The sequence below is a fragment of the Dietzia massiliensis genome, from assembly GCF_018390595.1.
Taxonomy (GTDB): domain Bacteria; phylum Actinomycetota; class Actinomycetes; order Mycobacteriales; family Mycobacteriaceae; genus Dietzia; species Dietzia massiliensis.
In genome coordinates this window covers 36,854-52,874 of the sequence record NZ_JAHBAV010000002.1, presented here as the reverse complement: position 1 = coordinate 52,874, position 16,021 = coordinate 36,854, and the positions used below count along the sequence as shown (strand labels likewise).

Annotated in this window: 13 protein-coding genes, 2 tRNA genes and 1 pseudogene; 12 read left to right on the top strand and 4 right to left on the bottom strand. The window is 70.5% G+C overall.

Annotation, left to right across the window (positions count from 1 at the left end):
• Nucleotides 1-12 precede the first annotated feature (12 nt).
• Both KHA85_RS01010 and KHA85_RS01005 read right to left on the bottom strand, forming a co-directional pair.
• The gene (locus tag KHA85_RS01010) at nt 13-1,563 is read right to left on the bottom strand and encodes a glycoside hydrolase family 13 protein (RefSeq protein ID WP_213184512.1); all 1,551 of its coding nucleotides are present in this window, start codon (nt 1,561-1,563) and stop codon (nt 13-15) included.
• Nucleotides 1,564-1,601: 38 nt separating this feature from the next.
• Nucleotides 1,602-1,997: a globin gene (locus tag KHA85_RS01005; RefSeq protein WP_082904694.1), complete on the bottom strand. Its 396-nt coding sequence runs from the start codon at nt 1,995-1,997 to the stop codon at nt 1,602-1,604.
• Nucleotides 1,998-2,399: 402 nt separating this feature from the next.
• Between KHA85_RS01005 and KHA85_RS01000 the strand changes: the two genes are divergently transcribed.
• Nucleotides 2,400-3,011, top strand: a complete 612-nt coding sequence (locus tag KHA85_RS01000) for an HNH endonuclease (RefSeq protein WP_131884916.1) — start codon at nt 2,400-2,402, stop codon at nt 3,009-3,011.
• A 144-nt stretch (nt 3,012-3,155) separates the two neighbouring features.
• On the opposite strand, the gene pepN is transcribed toward KHA85_RS01000, so the two are convergent.
• Nucleotides 3,156-5,765, bottom strand: coding sequence for an aminopeptidase N (gene pepN, locus KHA85_RS00995; protein WP_213184478.1), 2,610 nt, complete (start codon nt 5,763-5,765; stop codon nt 3,156-3,158).
• 109 nt (nt 5,766-5,874) lie between these two features.
• Here pepN and KHA85_RS00990 point away from each other — a divergent pair, with 109 nt between their 5' ends.
• Genes KHA85_RS00990 through KHA85_RS00975 form a run of 4 tightly spaced genes read left to right on the top strand, consistent with a single transcriptional unit; the run spans nt 5,875 to nt 9,452 of the window.
• Nucleotides 5,875-6,501 carry a mycothiol-dependent nitroreductase Rv2466c family protein gene (locus KHA85_RS00990; RefSeq protein WP_213184477.1) on the top strand — a complete coding sequence of 209 codons (627 nt, stop codon included), beginning with the start codon at nt 5,875-5,877 and terminating at the stop codon, nt 6,499-6,501.
• Nucleotides 6,502-6,528: 27 nt separating this feature from the next.
• On the top strand, nt 6,529-8,055 hold the full coding sequence (locus KHA85_RS17775; protein WP_236884968.1) for a GNAT family N-acetyltransferase: 1,527 nt from the start codon (nt 6,529-6,531) through the stop codon (nt 8,053-8,055).
• Nucleotides 8,056-8,100: 45 nt separating this feature from the next.
• Nucleotides 8,101-8,574, top strand: coding sequence for a ribose-5-phosphate isomerase (locus KHA85_RS00980; protein WP_213184476.1), 474 nt, complete (start codon nt 8,101-8,103; stop codon nt 8,572-8,574).
• Nucleotides 8,575-8,615: 41 nt separating this feature from the next.
• On the top strand, nt 8,616-9,452 hold the full coding sequence (locus tag KHA85_RS00975; RefSeq protein ID WP_213184475.1) for an Fpg/Nei family DNA glycosylase: 837 nt from the start codon (nt 8,616-8,618) through the stop codon (nt 9,450-9,452).
• A 213-nt stretch (nt 9,453-9,665) separates the two neighbouring features.
• On the opposite strand, the gene KHA85_RS00970 is transcribed toward KHA85_RS00975, so the two are convergent.
• Nucleotides 9,666-9,739: transfer RNA gene (locus tag KHA85_RS00970), tRNA-Gly, on the bottom strand.
• A gap of 202 nt (nt 9,740-9,941) precedes the next feature.
• Between KHA85_RS00970 and KHA85_RS00965 the strand changes: the two genes are divergently transcribed.
• The 7 genes and pseudogenes from KHA85_RS00965 to catC all read left to right on the top strand — a co-directional run bounded on the left by KHA85_RS00965 (nt 9,942) and on the right by catC (nt 15,718).
• Nucleotides 9,942-10,018 (top strand) — tRNA-Pro (locus KHA85_RS00965).
• A 51-nt stretch (nt 10,019-10,069) separates the two neighbouring features.
• Nucleotides 10,070-11,467, top strand: coding sequence for a trigger factor (gene tig, locus KHA85_RS00960; protein ID WP_213184474.1), 1,398 nt, complete (start codon nt 10,070-10,072; stop codon nt 11,465-11,467).
• A gap of 266 nt (nt 11,468-11,733) precedes the next feature.
• On the top strand, nt 11,734-12,375 hold the full coding sequence (locus KHA85_RS00955; RefSeq protein WP_007626671.1) for an ATP-dependent Clp protease proteolytic subunit: 642 nt from the start codon (nt 11,734-11,736) through the stop codon (nt 12,373-12,375).
• A gap of 68 nt (nt 12,376-12,443) precedes the next feature.
• Nucleotides 12,444-13,067, top strand: coding sequence for an ATP-dependent Clp protease proteolytic subunit (locus KHA85_RS00950; RefSeq protein ID WP_061228473.1), 624 nt, complete (start codon nt 12,444-12,446; stop codon nt 13,065-13,067).
• A gap of 146 nt (nt 13,068-13,213) precedes the next feature.
• Entirely contained in the window at nt 13,214-14,482 is a 1,269-nt protein-coding gene (clpX, locus tag KHA85_RS00945) for an ATP-dependent Clp protease ATP-binding subunit ClpX (RefSeq protein ID WP_007626667.1), read from the top strand.
• A gap of 1 nt (nt 14,483) precedes the next feature.
• Nucleotides 14,484-15,367: pseudogene (locus KHA85_RS00940) on the top strand (muconate/chloromuconate family cycloisomerase); the annotation flags it as partial.
• Between the two features lie 66 nt (nt 15,368-15,433).
• Nucleotides 15,434-15,718 (top strand): muconolactone Delta-isomerase, encoded by a 285-nt coding sequence (gene catC, locus KHA85_RS00935; protein ID WP_061228475.1) that lies wholly within the window; start codon nt 15,434-15,436, stop codon nt 15,716-15,718.
• The last annotated feature ends 303 nt before the right edge of the window (nt 15,719-16,021 follow it).

The window sequence follows — 16,021 nt, the reverse complement described above, 5'->3', positions numbered from 1 at the left end:
ACCCTTCACTGGTCAGCGCTGGAGCCACACGGCGGTGTCCGGTGGCAGTCTCCTCCCGTCGAGGGGGCCCGACGCGAGCACCACGTCACCGTCGGGCAGCTGCACCGCGTGACGCGTTGTATTGATCATGCACAGGACCGGGCCGTCCTCGCGCCAAAACAGTAGACACCCGTCAAGTTTGTCGTCCCACCCGACCGTCGAGGATCCCGCGGGAGGCCACGACCGCCGGATCTCGATCGCTCGCCGGTACAGCGCCAGCGTGGAATGGGGGTCGGCCTCCTGCGCTGCCACCGTCAGCGGCGCCCAGCCGTCGGGCATCGGCAGCCAGGTCCGCGGCGAGTCCGAGAACCCGTACGGCGGCCGGTCGCCGTCCCACGGGATGGGGACGCGGCAGTGGTCACGCCCCGTCTCGGCGTGGGCGGTGCGCTCCCAGGTCGGATCGGTGAGCCGATCGTGGGGGATGGAGTAGTCGCTGGGCAGGCCGAGTTCGGCGCCGTTGTAGACGAACGTGATGCCCGGCAGGGCGAGCGCGACGAGGAGCATGGCGCGGGCGCGCTCGGTGCCGATGGCGCCGTTGCCGTAGCGGGTTACCTCGCGCACGACGTCGTGGTTCGACAACGCCCATGTGGGGGCGGTGCCGGAGACGCGGGCGGCCTCGAGGGTGGAGTCGATCGCCTCTCGGATCGCCGCCGCCTCGAACGGGGCGCCCGTGAGGGCGAAGTGGAACGCGAAGTGCAGCTCGTCGGGCCGGAGGTAGCGCGCGAACCGCTCGACCGAGCCCACCCAGACCTCACCGAAGGCGGCGGTGCCGGGGTGGTCGTCGAGGACGCGCCGGATCCGTCGGTGGACATCGTGGACGCCGGGCTGGTCCCACCGTGTGTCGCGGGTGTCGACGACGAGCTGCGCGATCTCCACGTCGTCGGGCAGGTCCGCGAGGTCGGCGGGTTTGGCGAGCCCGTGCGCGACGTCGATCCGGAACCCGTCCACTCCCAGGTCGAGCCAGAACCGCAGGGTGTGCTCGAGATCGTCGGCGACGTCCGGGTGCGACCAGTCGAGGTCGGGCTGTTCGGGGGCGAAGAGGTGGAGGTACCACTGCCCGGGCGTGCCGTCGGGCTCGGTGACGCGGGTCCAGGCGGGGCCGCCGAACACGGACGGCCAGTTGTTGGGCGGCTCGGATCCGTCCTCGCCCCGCCCGTCGCGGAAGAAGTAGCGTGCCCGCTCGGGGCTGCCCGGCCCGGCGGCGACCGCGTCGGCGAACCAGGGGTGCTCCGCGCTGGTGTGGTTGGGCACGAGGTCCATGATGAGAACCATGCCCGCGGCGTGCAGTCGCTCCAGCAGCCGCTCGAGGGTGGCGACGTCCCCGAACAGTGGGTCCACGTCTCGTGGGTCCGAGACGTCGTATCCGTGGTCGACGCCCGGCGAACGCATGATCGGCGAGAGCCAGAGCCCGTCCACTCCGAGCGACTCGAGGTGGCCCACGCCGTCGAGGACGCCCTGCAGATCCCCCGTCCCGTCACCGTCGGAGTCGGCGAACGAGCGTGGGTAGATCTGGTAGAGGACCATGTCGTCCCATGCTCGCCGGGCGTGCGCGGGGGAGGGGGTCACGGCACGTCGGCGGTGTTGACCATCATGGCGGCGGCGCGGGTGAGGTAGTCCACCAGCGCGGCGCGGTGCTCGTCGCCCAGGGTGTCGCGGTCGATCGTCTCGACCGCCGCGAGCATGTGGGTGAGCCACGCGTCGTGGGCGGCGCGGTCGACGACGTACGGATTGTGCCGCATACGCAGTCGCGGGTGCCCGCGTTGCTCGGAGTAGGTGGTGGGGCCTCCCCAGTACTGCTCGAGGAACATCCGCAGGCGGTCCTCGGCGGGGCCCAGGTCCTCCTCGGGGTACATCGGGCGCAGCACGGGGTCGTTCGCCACGCGGCGGTAGAACTCGTGGACGATCTTCCGGAACGTCTCCGCCCCACCGACCTCGTCATAGAACGTGCTGCTGCTCATGCCTTCCATGATGCCTGCATGGTCACCTTCGGGCCGCCGGGGCGGACACCCGCGGGCCCCCGCGCAGGTGGTGGCGCCGCGCCGAACCCGCGCCCGCCCCGCCCGCCGCGACGCTTGCGGCGATATGGACGTACGCATGGCGGTTTTGGACGTAACCAGGCTGGTGATCCGGGCTCCGGAGCGACATGGTTACGTCCGAATTTCGCCCCGCTGGGCTGCGCCTCGACACGCTGGGCCCCGCCCCCGCCGCGACTGGTCCCGGCAGGGCGGCCCGGCTAGCCCGCTCGCCTGTAAACCGCGCGAAGAGTTCACCGAAGGTGCATCATCGTTGCAGGCAAGGTTCACTGCGGGCCCGGTCGGGAATGGTGCACTGGGCTCGGAGCAGACGAGCGGAGACCGACCATGGGCACAGCAGTGCGCGAGAACTCGGAGTACCGACAACGGGGGGCTCGAGCCCCGAAGCGACTGGAGCCGGTCCCGGACCGGCCGGTCCCGCTCGCGTCGGCGCCGCGCGTGCTGCTGCTCAACGCCAGCTACGAGGCACTCACCGCGTTGCCGGCCCGCCGAGCCGTGGTGATGCTGCTGGGCGGGAAGGCCGACGTAGTGCACGAGCATCCGGTGGAGGTCGTGGTGCGGTCGGTGGACACCTCGGTGCGCGTGCCCTCCGTCATCCGGCTCCGTGAGTACGTCCGGATCCCGTACCGCTCGCAGGTGCCGATGACCCGCGCCGCGCTCATGCACCGGGACGGGCACCGCTGCGGCTACTGCAACGCCAAGGCCACGACCGTCGACCACGTCGTCCCCCGCAGCCGCGGGGGAGCGCACAACTGGGAGAACTGCGTCGCCTCGTGCGCACCGTGCAACCACCGCAAGGCGGACAAGCTCCTCTCCGAGCTGGGCTGGGAGCTCAAGGTTCCGCTCGTCGCCCCGCGCGGTCGGACGTGGCGGCTGGTCTCGCAGCTGCGGGAGATCGGCCCGTACTGGGAGGACTACCTCTACCTCGACGCCGCCTGACCCGCGGCTCCGCGTCCCGAGGCCGCGGGTCAGGCGGACGCGCCGGGACGCCCAGCCGCCCCGGCGACGACGTCTCGCCCGCCCCGCGGTGTGCGCAGGCCGCCATGGCGAGGGGCGGCTGTGGCCCGGTGGGGTGACCGCCGGTCAGTCGGCCTCGGCGGCGTCGACGGCCCGGGCCTTGAGCGCGCGGGTCATGTCCGCGGTCTGCTCGGCGATGATCCGACGCAGCGACGACGGCCGCGACTCGTCGGCGATCACCTGCTCGAACCGCTCCACGGTCTCGCTGTCGACCGCCCAGGAGGGGAAGATGCCCTCGGCGACGGTCTGCGCGAGGTCGCCGGGGCGGGCCTTCCACAACGCGGTGACGTCGTCGATATAGCGCTCGCACAGCCCGCTCAGCAGGTGCTCGTGGCCGGGCAGATCGATGCCCAGGAGCGTGGCGCGCACGATCGCGTTGGTCGGAGCGTCGGCACCGGTGGTCAGGAGCAGTTCCTCCGCCTCCTCCTTGGCGGCGACGGAGGGCCGGGCCGCCCGGGCGGTGGCGGCCCGGCGCGCTCCACCCGCCGTGTCGTCGGCGGCGAGTTCGGCGTCGATGCGGTCGGTGCCTTCGACACCCGCGGCGACGAGCGCCGTGAGCACGGTCCAGCGTAGGTCGGTGTCGACGACGAGGCCGGGCAGCCCCGCGTCCTCGGCACCCGCGTCGAGGAGCGTCCCGAGCACACGCTGCTGATCGATCCCGATCGGGCACGCGCACAGCGCGGTGAGGAACGCGAGCTGGTGATCCGACCCCGGCTCGGCGTCCCGCGCCGCGGCGAGCATGGCCCCGGAGAACGTCGCCCACCCGGTCGCGGCCGCCCAGTCCGGGTCGGCGTAGCGCGCCAACGCGGTCTGCGCCTGGGTGAGCACACGCTGGACGACGCCGATCTGGGACTCGCGCGGGACGGCACGCGAGACCACCTCGACGAAGCGGCGGGCCGGGAGCCGCGCCTCCCGCGTCATCTCCCACAGCGCCGACCAGCAGAGCGTCCGCGCGAGCGGGTCGACGATGTTCTCCAGAGAGTCCAGGACGGTGGCCAGCGACCGCTCGTCCAGGCGGACCGAGCAGTACGTCAGGTCCTCGTCGTTGGGCAGGACGAGGTCGGGCACCGGTTGACCGGCCAGGTCGGCGACGACGGTCCGCTCGCCGGTGACGTCGAGTTCGGCGCGGGCCGTCCGCACGAGCGCGCCGGAGTCGTCGCGGTTGTACAGGCCCACGCCCAGACGGTGGGTGCGCAGCTCGCCGGCCCCCGGCGCGGCGGGACCCTGGACCACCGTCAGCTCGGAGATGCGGGCACCCGCACCGCTGCCGGAGACGGCCACGTCGACGGAGATCGGGTTGATGCCGGTGGTACGCAGCCACTGGTCGGCCCAGCCGGACAGGTCCCGACCGGAGGACTCCTCCAGCGCCGACAGCAGGTCGTCGAACTCGGCGTTGCCGAACGCGTGCTCGGCGAAGTACGCGCGCAGACCCGCGAGGAAGGGCTCGCGCCCGACGTAGGCGACAAGCTGCTTGAGCACCGAGGCGCCCTTGGCGTAGGTGATGCCGTCGAAGTTGGCCTCGACCGTCTCCAGATCGGTCATGTCCGCCGCCACGGGGTGCGTCGACGGCAGCTGGTCCTGGCGGTACGCCCACGACTTCTCCACGTTGGCGAACGTCGTCCACGCCTCCGTGTACTGGGTCGCGTCGACCTGGGCGAGCACGGAGGCGAAGGTGGCGAACGACTCGTTGAGCCACAGGTCGTCCCACCACCGCATGGTCACGAGGTCCCCGAACCACATGTGGGCCATCTCGTGGAGGATCGTCTCGTTGCGCCGCTCGTAGCGGTAGCCGGTCACCCGGGAGCGGAACACGTAGTCCTCGAGGAACGTCACCGCGCCGGCGTTCTCCATGGCCCCCGCGTTGAAGTCGGGGACGAAGATCTGGTCGTACTTACCGAACGCGTACGGCAGCCCGAACTCGCGGTGGTAGAAGCCGAACCCCTCCTTGGTCTCCGCGAAGAGGCGGTCGGCGTCGAGGTGCTCGGCGAGCGAGGCGCGGCACAGCAGCCGCAGCGGGATGATGCCGTGCTCGTCGGTGTAGGCGTCCTCCACCACGTGATACGGGCCCGCGATGAGCGCGACCAGGTAGGTGGACATGATCTCGGTCGGCGCGAAGCGGTGGACCACGCCACCGCCCTCCGCCGGTGACTCCTCGGCCAGCGTGTTGGCCACCACGACCCACTTCTCGGGTGCGGTCACCGTGAGCGTGTACCTCGCCTTGAGATCCGGCTGGTCGAAGCAGGCGAAGACCCGCTTGGCGTCCGCGGTCTCGAACTGGGAGTAGAGATAGACCTCCCCGTCCGCCGGATCGACCATCCGGTGCAGGCCCTCACCGGTCGTGGTGTACGCCAGATCGGCGTCCACCACGAGCTCGTTGGACTCCTGCAGGTCGGGAAGGGTGAGGCCCTCCTCGTCGTCGTACCCGTTCTCCTCCCCGGCCGGGAACAGCTCCCGGCCGTTGAGGACCGCCGACCTGATCACGGCGGACCGCAGGTCGATGAACGTCTCCGCGCCCGGGCGCGTGCAGGTGAACCGCACCACGGTGCGCGAGCGGAACGTGCCGGACCCGGGCCCACCGCTCCCGTCGGTGAGATCGATCTCCACGTCGTACGACTCGACGCTGAGCAGTTCCGACCGCGCGGCGGCGTCGGCGCGGGTGAGGTTGAGCGAGCGCATCTGTGGGACCTCGGTTCGGTGGGGTTCGGCTACCGCACCAGTCCTACCACCCGGATCCGTCACGCAAGCGGCAGTGGCGACACGCGCGCCGGACGGGGAGGATGGGGACATGACCTCCACATCGCAGCCCGCCCCCCGCTCCGTCGACTTCTGGTTCGATCCGCTGTGCCCCTTCGCGTGGGTCACCAGCCGCTGGATCCTCGAGGTCGAGAAGGTCCGCGACATCTCGCTGACGTGGAACGTCATGAGCCTGGCCGTGCTCAACGACGGTCGGGACCTGCCCGAGGACTACATGGAGAAGATGAAGCTCGCGTGGGGCCCCGTGCGGGTGGCGATCGCCGCCGCCAGGCGCCACGGCCAGGAGGTCCTCGGGCCGCTGTACACCGAGATGGGCACCCGCATCCACGACCAGGGTCGCGGCGTCGAGGACGCGACCGTCATCACCGAGGCGCTCCAGGCGGCCGGCCTGGACGCCGACCTCGCCGAGGCAGCGGGGACCGATGAGTACGACGACGAGCTCCGCGCCTCCCACCACCGGGGCATGGACCCGGTGGGCGACGAGGTCGGCACGCCGGTGGTCCACGTCGACGGGGTGGCCTTCTTCGGGCCCGTCCTGACGCGCATCCCGCGTGGCGAGGAGGCCGGCAAGGTGTTCGACGGTGCCGCGCTGCTCGCCGGGTTCCCGTACTTCTTCGAGCTCAAGCGCAGCCGCACGGAGGATCCGCGGTTCGACTGAGCGACTCGGATCCGGTCGGGAACGGGCATGACGCTCGCTGACACACTGCTCGCCGGACCGTACGGGCGCGCTCTGTGTAGAGCCGTGGCGGAGGCATCCGCCCCCGAGACGTCCTGGTGGCGGCTGACGGTCGGGCAGCTCATCGACGCGCTGAGTTCAGTCCGACCCGAACGCGTCCGGAAGCTGGAGGAGCGCCGCATCCTCGGCGAGCTCCGGGCTGGGCTCTGGGAGGCGGTCTATTGGCAGGAGCCGCGGGACGACCGCGAGGAGCTCGCCCTCCCCGATGTGGTGGAGGCCCTGCGGCCGATCGCGCTGGCGCTGTCGGAGAACCCGGCCACGTACTGGTGGTCGGATCCCGTCGACCTGAGCGGCCAGAACGTCGTGACACTCCAGCTCCGTGACTGGACGCCGCCCGATGAACTCGTAGACGCCCGTGAGCAGTTGACGCGATGGCGGGATCGAGTCGTGGAGCGGGAGCGCGAAGGAATGGGGGATCCCCACTGGCGGTCCACCACCGGCGCGTGGTGGACCCCACCGGTCAGGGCCGGCGTCGTCTGGACCACCCGGACCCGAGACGCCGTCGGGCCCCTCGCCCCACACACGACCGAGGACGATATGGGGTGGTCCCGGGCCCGTGTCCGCCCGGCCGACGTGGACCCCGGGGCCCGGGTCCGGGAGATCGACACCCCTGAGGACTGGGCGCGATTGGTCGATGAGTACCCGCTCGAGGTCACGCGTGAGAAGCGCGGCGACTGGTGGCGCACGACCGGACGCGACGGTCGCTGGTGGATCCCGGATTGGGCCGCGGTCGCCGATCGGTACGACGCGGTGCACGTGACCGTCGCCGGCTACCTTGCCACGGCTGGGCAGGCCGTAGAGGTCGCGGGTGGAGCCACGGTCCTGGCCGGATGGGGACCCGACCGGACCTGTTGGCTCCGTCCGGACCGGCTCACCTACACAGGCGTCGTCGAACAATGGCACGCACCCGGTGCCTTTCACGTACCCGAGGACATCGCGTGGCGGAAAGTCCCTTCGCACGGTCCGGACGGCTCCGTGCACCTGCGCCCCCTGGGCCAGGGTGACGAGGCGTTGTTGGCGGAGGCGACGCTGCTCAACGTCAACTGGAACGGCGACGATCGGTTCACCGCCGTCGACGTTGCCGCCGATCCCGCGCTCGCCCACTACACCCGGTTGCGACCGGAGCGCGGGGACTTCGGGCTGGTGGCCGAAGTCTCTGGTCGACCCGTCGGCGTGGTGTGGCTGCTGTTCCTCGACTCCTCCGACCCCGGTTACGGCCACGTCGCGGACGACGTGCCCGAACTGAGCGTGTGCATATGGCCCGGGTACCGGGGGAGCGGTCTCGGCCGGATGCTCATCGACTCCGCACTTCGCACAGCTCGCGAACCCGTCGCAGGCACGTCCACTTCGCACCGCGTCTCCCGGGTGAGTCTGAGTGTCGATCCGTGGAACCCCGCCGCTCGTCTCTATCGGAGCATCGGGTTCGAACCGGTCCCGTCCGCGGCGCCGGGGACGATGGTGTTCCACCTGCGCTGAACGGCGGTGGGAAGGTAGCCAGGGGCACGTGGCAGAATCGCCGCCATGCGCATCTACCTGGGAGCGGACCACGCCGGCTTCGAGACCAAAAACGTCATCGCCGAGCACCTGAAGAGCTCCGGCCACGAGGTCGTCGACTGCGGCGCCCACACCTACGACGCCGAGGACGACTACCCGGCGTTCTGCATCGACGCCGCCCGGAAGGTCGTCGCCGACCCGGGCAGCCTCGGGATCGTCCTGGGCGGGTCCGGCAACGGCGAGCAGATCGCCGCGAACAAGGTGCCCGGCGCGCGCTGCGCCCTCGCGTGGAGCGTCGAGACCGCCCGGCTCGCGCGTGAGCACAACAACGCGCAGCTGATCGGCATCGGCGGGCGTATGCACTCGCAGGAGGAGGCGCTGGCGATCGTCGACGCGTTCCTCGACCAGGAGTGGTCGGGAGCCGAGCGACACCAGCGGCGCATCGACATCCTCGCCGAGTACGAGCGCACCGGCGAGGCCCCCGCGGTGCCCGGCGCCTGAGTCCCTGACCGGCCCGGTCCCCACCGTGTCCGAGCGTCCCCGTGCCTGAGGGGCACACCCTTCACCGGCTGGCCCGCCTGCACACCGAGTACTTCGCAGGCGGGCCCGTCCGTGTGTCCAGCCCTCAGGGTCGATTCGCGGACCATGTCGTCGTCGACGGACGGCACATCGACCGCGCCACGGCGGTCGGGAAGCACCTCTTCCACCACTACGAGGGCGGCCTCGCCGTCCACGTCCACCTGGGCCTGTACGGCTTCTTCGACACGCACCTCGTCCCCGAGGGGCAGGACCCGCCGGCTCCGGTCGGGCAGGTCCGCATGCGGGTGGGCGCGATCGCCGACGGGGGGCCCGCACACTGGGTCGACCTGCGCGGACCGACCCGGTGCGAGGTGATCGCCGAGGCGGAGGTCGGCGACGTGTGTGACCGGCTGGGCCCCGACCCCCTCGACCCGGACGCCGAGCCGGAACGGGCCTGGGCCCGGATCTCGCGCAGCGCCCGGCCCATCGGTGCCCTGCTCATGGACCAGAAGGTCCTGGCCGGCGTCGGCAACGTCTACCGCGCCGAGGTGCTCTTCCGGCACGGGATCGATCCGTTCCGTCCGGGCAAGGACCTCGATCGCGCGCAGTTCGACGCCGTGTGGGACGACCTCGTCGCGCTGATGGAGATCGGGGTTCGGACCGGGGCCATCCACACCATCCGTCCCGAACACGATCACGGCGACGTGCCGAGGCGGGGCGCCGACCGGCCGCGCAACTACGTCTATCAACGCGATGGCTGGGAGTGCCGGGTGTGCGGGGACGAGGTGCGTCAACAGGCGATGGAGGCGCGGACACTGTACTGGTGTCCCACCTGTCAACCGGGGCGGCGCGGCCGCTGACCGGGCGGCTCCGGGTTGGGTGGTGCAGCCGCGCGCGACCATGGCGTCTGGCGCGCACCGGAGCCGGGGCGAGACGCCATGGCGAGGGGCGGCTGTGGGCGGGCCGGTCGGGCGGGCGCGCGAGACGACATCCGCGGGAGCGGCTGCGCATCGACGGGGGCGTGCTGACGAGAAGAGCCCCGAGCCGTCGGTGGGGACGGGCGGGGCTCTCTGTGGAGCGGGTGACGGGAATCGAACCCGCGTATCCTGCTTGGAAGGCAGGGGCTTTACCATTAAGCTACACCCGCGTCGGTGGCCTGACCTGGGGTTTTCCCCCGGGTCCCGCTCACGCTGTGACAACACTACCGGACGCCGCGCGGCGCTCCCAACTTCCGGGCCGATAAGTCGGAATCGGTGCCGGGGTCGGCCTGTCGTACACTGGGCGAGTTGGTTTGGCGGCCCGGCGGATTTCCCGTGCGTGACAGCGGGGTGGTCGGCCGCGCGACCCACCGGGATGTGGCGCAGCTTGGTAGCGCATCCGCTTTGGGAGCGGAGGGTCGCAGGTTCGAATCCTGTCATCCCGACCAGCGGAGCCGAAAGACACGAACCCCCAGAAGACTTCCTAGGAGAACATCACCGTGAAGAGCACTGTCGAGCAGCTCAACCCGACCCGGGTCAAGATCACCGTGGAGGTGCCGTTCGCGGAGCTCGAGCCGGACTTCGCCAAGGCCTACAAGTCGCTCGCCGGCCAGGTCAACATCCCGGGCTTCCGTCCCGGTAAGGCCCCGGCCAAGCTCCTCGAGTCGCGGATCGGTCGCCCGGCCGTCCTCGAGCAGGTCATCAACGACATGATCCCCGCGCGCTACAGCCAGGCCGTCGACGAGCACGAGCTCGTGGTCCTGGCCCAGCCGGAGATCGAGGTCACCAAGCTCGAGGACAACGACGTCGTGGAGTTCACGGCCGAGGTCGACGTCCGTCCGGAGATCACCCTGCCGAAGTTCGAGGACCTCGAGGTCACCGTCGAGGCGCCCGAGACCGACGACGCCGCCGTCGACGCCGAGCTCGACAACCTCCGCGCCCGCTTCGGCACCCTCAAGGGCGTCGAGCGCGGCGCCACCAAGGGCGACTTCCTGTCCGTGGACCTGGCCGCCACCGTCGACGGCGAGCCGGTCGAGGACGCCTCCACCGAGGGCCTGTCCTACGAGCTCGGCTCGGGCACGCTCATCGAGGGTCTCGACGAGGCCGCCGAGGGCCTGAAGGCCGGCGAGTCGAAGGAGTTCACCTCCTCGCTCGTCGCCGGTGAGCACGCCGGTAAGGAGGCCGTCATCACGGTGACCGTCCAGTCGGTCAAGGAGCGCGAGCTGCCCGAGGCCGACGACGAGTTCGCCCAGATGGCCAGCGAGTTCGACACCCTCGAGGAGCTGCGCGCCGACCTCACCGAGAAGGTCGCCCAGCAGGCGAAGGCCGGCCTGGCCGGGGAGATCCGCGACAAGGTGCTCGACGCGCTTCTCGAGGCCACCGACGTCCCGACCCCCGACGCCCTCGTCGAGGCCGAGGCGCACCAGCAGCTGCACTCGATCTTCGGCGATGCTGCGCACGACGACGACATGATCAACTCCATGCTCGCCGCGGAGGGCACCGACCGCGAGACCTTCGATGCGGAGACGCTCGAGGCCACCGCCCGTGCCATCCGTAGCCAGCTCCTGCTGGACGCGGTCGCCGAGGAGGCCTCCACCGACGTCTCGCAGGAGGAGCTCACGCAGCACATCCTGTTCCAGGCCCAGCGCTACGGCATGGACCCCAACCAGTTCGTGCAGCAGATCCAGCAGGCCGGTCAGCTCGGCTCGCTGTTCTCCGACGTCCGCCGCTCCAAGGCTCTGGCCGACGTGATCCAGCAGGTCACCGTCAAGGACGCCGAGGGCAACGTCGTGGACACCTCCGAGTTCTTCGGCACCCGTGAGGACGCCTCGGACGAGGACGCCGCCGACGAGGCGACCGACTCCGCCGACGAGTCGCGCGAGGACACCGACGCCTGATCGGTACGCCCAGTCGCACCCGGGGGCCGGGGACCACCACGCGTGGTCCCCGGCCCTCGCCTCGTCGTCCCGCCTCGTCGTCCCGCCGCGTCGTCGCGGCGGCCGCGACGGAATGCGCGGGTCGGCCGACGCTGAGAGCGAACACCCGCCCCGGCGGGACGGTTCCGTCCCCGGCGTTGGTTAGTGTTTGACGTAACGGTTCCCCGGCCACCGGTCGGCCGGGCGCCGCGCGAGCGGTGAAGACGATGAGCGAAGGTAGGTTCCCCGTGGCCCAGAACGGTTCAGCGGCTCAGCCCGGTTCGACACAGCCCGCCCTCAACTCGCCGGGGTCCCACGGACTCACTCTCGGCGACTCGGTGTACGAACGTCTCCTCCAGGAGCGGATCATCTTCCTGGGGTCCCAGGTCGACGACGACATCGCCAACCGCCTCTGCGCGCAGATGCTCCTGCTCGCCGCGGAGGATCCCTCCCGCGACATCGCGATGTACATCAACTCGCCCGGCGGCTCGGTGACGGCCGGTATGGCCATCTACGACACCATGCAGTTCGTCGAGTGCGACGTGGCCACCTACGGCATGGGTCTGGCCGCCTCGATGGGCCAGTTCCTGCTGGCGGCCGGGACGAAGGGCAAGCGCTACGCCCTGCCGCACGCCAAGATCATGATGCACCAGCCGTCGGCCGGCGTCGGAGGCTCCGCCGCCGACATCGCCATCCAGGCCGAGCAGTTCGCGGCGACCAAGCGTGAGATGGCCGAGCTCATCGCCTTCCACACCGGTCAGTCGTTCGAGCAGGTCACCGAGGACTCCGACCGCGACCGCTGGTTCACGGCCGAGCAGGCCAAGGAGTACGGCTTCGTCGACCACGTCATCTCGCGTGCGTCCCAGTCCGGCGGGTCCTCGCCGTCGTGATCGAGTCCTTCCCCGGCGGGAGCGCTCCCGCCGACCGTCCAGCCCCGCACACGACCACGGAGTCCCCGATGACCTCACTGCCGTCCTCGCGCTACATTCTCCCGTCCTTCGTCGAGCACTCCAGCTACGGCGTCAAGGAGTCCAACCCGTACAACAAGCTCTTCGAGGAGCGCATCATCTTCCTGGGCACCCAGGTCGACGACGCCTCGGCGAACGACATCATGGCCCAGCTCCTGGTCCTGGAGGGCCAGGATCCGGACCGCGACATCACCATGTACATCAACTCGCCGGGCGGCTCGTTCACGTCGCTCATGGCGATCTACGACACGATGCAGTACGTGCGCCCGGACGTCGTGACGGTGTGCCTCGGGCAGGCCGCGTCGGCCGCGGCCGTGCTGCTCGCGGCGGGCACCAAGGGCAAGCGCGCCGCGCTTCCCAACGCCCGCATCCTCATCCACCAGCCCGCCACCGGCGGCATCCAGGGCCAGGTCTCGGACCTCGAGATCCAGGCCGCGGAGATCGAGCGGATGCGTCGACTCATGGAGACCACCCTCGCCCGTCACACCGGTCGTGACGCCGACCAGATCCGCAAGGACACGGACCGCGACAAGATCCTCACGGCCGAGGAGGCCAGGGACTACGGCATCATCGACACCGTGTTCGACTACCGCAAGCTGTCGGCGGGCAACTGACGCGGCGGCGGCGCGCCGCTCAGGGGAGCGGTGCGCCGTCGGGTGCAATGAACTGATCGCGCGGGGCGGCTTTTGTGGCCGCTCCCGCGTACCGTCGACTACGGGGCGTGACATCGGCGCCCCCGGAATGCGAGGACGTAGAACTCATGGCGCGTGTGGGTGAGAGCGGCGACCTGTTGAAGTGTTCCTTCTGTGGGAAGAGCCAGAAGCAGGTCAAGAAGCTGATCGCCGGTCCCGGGGTCTACATCTGCGACGAGTGCATCGAGCTGTGCAACGAGATCATCGAGTCGGAGGTCGACGAGTCGCAGGAGGCGGGTCTCGACGCGCTGCCCAAGCCGGCCGAGATCCACGCGTTCCTCGACGAGTACGTGGTGGGTCAGGACGCGGCCAAGCGCAATCTCGCGGTGGCCGTCTACAACCATTACAAGCGCATCCGCGTCGGCGCGGCCCTCGGGCGCGGTGACGGCGTCGAGCTGGCCAAGTCCAACATCCTCATGCTGGGCCCGACGGGCTGCGGTAAGACCTACCTCGCGCAGACCCTCGCCAAGATGCTCAACGTGCCGTTCGCGATCGCGGACGCCACGGCGCTGACCGAGGCCGGGTACGTGGGCGAGGACGTGGAGAACATCCTCCTCAAGCTCATCCAGGCCGCGGACTTCGACACCAAGCGCGCCGAGATGGGCATCATCTACATCGACGAGGTCGACAAGATCGCCCGCAAGGCGGAGAACCCGTCGATCACGCGGGACGTGTCCGGCGAGGGCGTCCAGCAGGCGCTGCTCAAGATCCTCGAGGGGACCCAGGCGTCGGTGCCGCCGCAGGGCGGGCGCAAGCACCCGCACCAGGAGTTCATCCAGATCGACACGTCCAACGTGCTGTTCATCGTGGCCGGCGCGTTCCAGGGCCTGGAGAAGATCGTCGGCGACCGCGTGGGCCGCAAGGGCCTGGGGTTCGGCGCGGAGGTGGCCAGTAAGAACGAGCTGGACACCACGGACAATTTCTCGGAGGTCATGCCCGAGGACCTGGTCAAGTTCGGTCTGATCCCGGAGTTCATCGGGCGCCTGCCCGTGGTGGCGACCGTGACGAGCCTCGACCGCGAGGCCCTGGTGAACATCCTCGCCGAGCCGAAGAACGCGCTGGTCAAGCAGTACGCCCGCCTGTTCGAGATGGACGGCGTGGAGCTCGAGTTCACGCAGGACGCGCTGGAAGCCGTGGCTGATCAGGCGATCCTGCGCGGTACCGGCGCCCGTGGTCTGCGCGCGATCATGGAGGAGGTCCTGTTGCCGGTCATGTACGACATCCCGGGCCGCGACGACGTCGCCCGCGTGGTGGTCACCGGCGAGACGGTGCGCGACAACGTCCTCCCGACGATCGTCCCGGTCTCCGAGGAGGAGCCCCGCGAGCGCTCGGCGTGAGCTGACCGGCCGGCGGGTGGAGGAGATCCCCGCCGTGCTCGAGGCGATGGAGGGCGTAGTGGCCCGCGGTCGGTTCGCCAAGGCCGCCCTCGAGATCGCGATGTTCGACGCGTGGGCCCGGTCGTCGGACGTGCCGGTTCGCTCGCTGCTCGGCGGCGCGGTGGGTGATTCGATCGAGTGCACCTGGGCGCTGGGCGCCATGCCGCTCGAGGAGATGGTCGCCGAGTTCGACTGCTGGCGGCGGATCGTCACCGCAGTTTCAAGGTGAAGATGGGCGCGCTGGAGCCGGCGGAGGACGTGGCCCGCATCGCCGCGCTCGCGGATCGGCTGAACGGTCGCGCCGGTCTGCGGGTGGACATCAACGCCCGTTGGGACCGGTTCACCGCCAATGTGCATCTGCCCGCGTTGGTGGAGGCCGGGATCGAGCTCATCGAGCAGCCGACCCCCACCGAGCAGGTCGAGGTGCTCGCCGAGCTCAACCGGTCGCTGCCGGTGCAGTTCATGGCCGATGAGTCGGTCCAGTCGCCGCACGACGCGCTCGAGGTCGCCCGTCGGGACGCGGCCGGGGTAATCGCGGTCAAGACCACCAAGCTCGGTGGGCTCACCCGCGGCAAGGAGGTCGTGACGGTCGCCCGCGCAGCGGGGATCGCCTGCCACGCGGCGACGTCCTTGGAGGGGCCGATAGGCACGGTCGCCTCACTGCACCCGGCCTGCGCGGAGCCCGGCTTCAACTACGGCTCGGAGCTCTTCGGCCCGCTGCTGCTGGCCGAGACGTACGTCACCGAGCCGATCCGCTACGAGGAGGGCCGCGTACACCTCCCGGAGGGACCGGGCCTGGGCGTGGAGCCCGACCACGACGCGGTGGAGCGGTTCACCCGCCGCTGATGACCGCCCCGACCCACCACTGACAAGCGCCCGACCCACACCACCGACAAGAAGGAGAGGCCGACAATGGCACTGTTCCACGTCCGCATGGACGTCAGGATCCCGCACGACCTGGACCCGGAGGTCCGCGCCGAGACCGTGGCGCGCGAGAAGGCCTACAGCCAGGAGCTGCAACGGTCCGGGAAGTGGCGTGAGCTCTGGCGCATCGTCGGCCAGTACTCGAACATCAGCATCTTCGACGTCGAGTCCGGCGACGAGCTCCACGAGATCCTCCAGGAACTCCCACTGTTCCCGTTCATGGACATCGAGGTCATGGCCCTGACCCGGCACCCGTCCCGGATCGACGGCTGACGGCGACATGTCGGACGCCCCCGGGGCGGAGCGCGGAACACGCGGTCCACCCCCCGGGGCGTCGTCGCTTTCCAGGACGTCCCGGCGGCGGGTGCGTTGTTCCGGGCACCGGGCGAGCCAGTCGGTGCCTCCCCTCCGCGACTACCGCGGGCATAGGCGCAGCGCGACCTCCGCGAGGTGCGCTGGTTCTTCGGCTCACGCTGCCTCTCCGTACGGAAATCCCGGGGGTGCGCTGCGGGAACGGACCTTTCCGCCAGCGCGAGTCGAAGGCGCAGCGCGACCCCCGCGAGGTGCGCTGGCGTA

What these genes read in the sequence shown, in the direction of transcription:
- KHA85_RS01010 (WP_213184512.1), bottom strand. Translation starts at nt 1,563, where the DNA reads ATGGTCCTCTACCAGATCTACCCACGCTCGTTCGCCGACTCCGACGGT.
- KHA85_RS00950 (WP_061228473.1), top strand. Translation starts at nt 12,444, where the DNA reads ATGACCTCACTGCCGTCCTCGCGCTACATTCTCCCGTCCTTCGTCGAG.
- KHA85_RS00980 (WP_213184476.1), top strand. Translation starts at nt 8,101, where the DNA reads ATGCGCATCTACCTGGGAGCGGACCACGCCGGCTTCGAGACCAAAAAC.
- catC (WP_061228475.1), top strand. Translation starts at nt 15,434, where the DNA reads ATGGCACTGTTCCACGTCCGCATGGACGTCAGGATCCCGCACGACCTG.
- KHA85_RS00990 (WP_213184477.1), top strand. Translation starts at nt 5,875, where the DNA reads ATGACCTCCACATCGCAGCCCGCCCCCCGCTCCGTCGACTTCTGGTTC.
- clpX (WP_007626667.1), top strand. Translation starts at nt 13,214, where the DNA reads ATGGCGCGTGTGGGTGAGAGCGGCGACCTGTTGAAGTGTTCCTTCTGT.
- pepN (WP_213184478.1), bottom strand. Translation starts at nt 5,765, where the DNA reads ATGCGCTCGCTCAACCTCACCCGCGCCGACGCCGCCGCGCGGTCGGAA.
- KHA85_RS01005 (WP_082904694.1), bottom strand. Translation starts at nt 1,997, where the DNA reads ATGAGCAGCAGCACGTTCTATGACGAGGTCGGTGGGGCGGAGACGTTC.
- KHA85_RS01000 (WP_131884916.1), top strand. Translation starts at nt 2,400, where the DNA reads ATGGGCACAGCAGTGCGCGAGAACTCGGAGTACCGACAACGGGGGGCT.
- KHA85_RS17775 (WP_236884968.1), top strand. Translation starts at nt 6,529, where the DNA reads ATGACGCTCGCTGACACACTGCTCGCCGGACCGTACGGGCGCGCTCTG.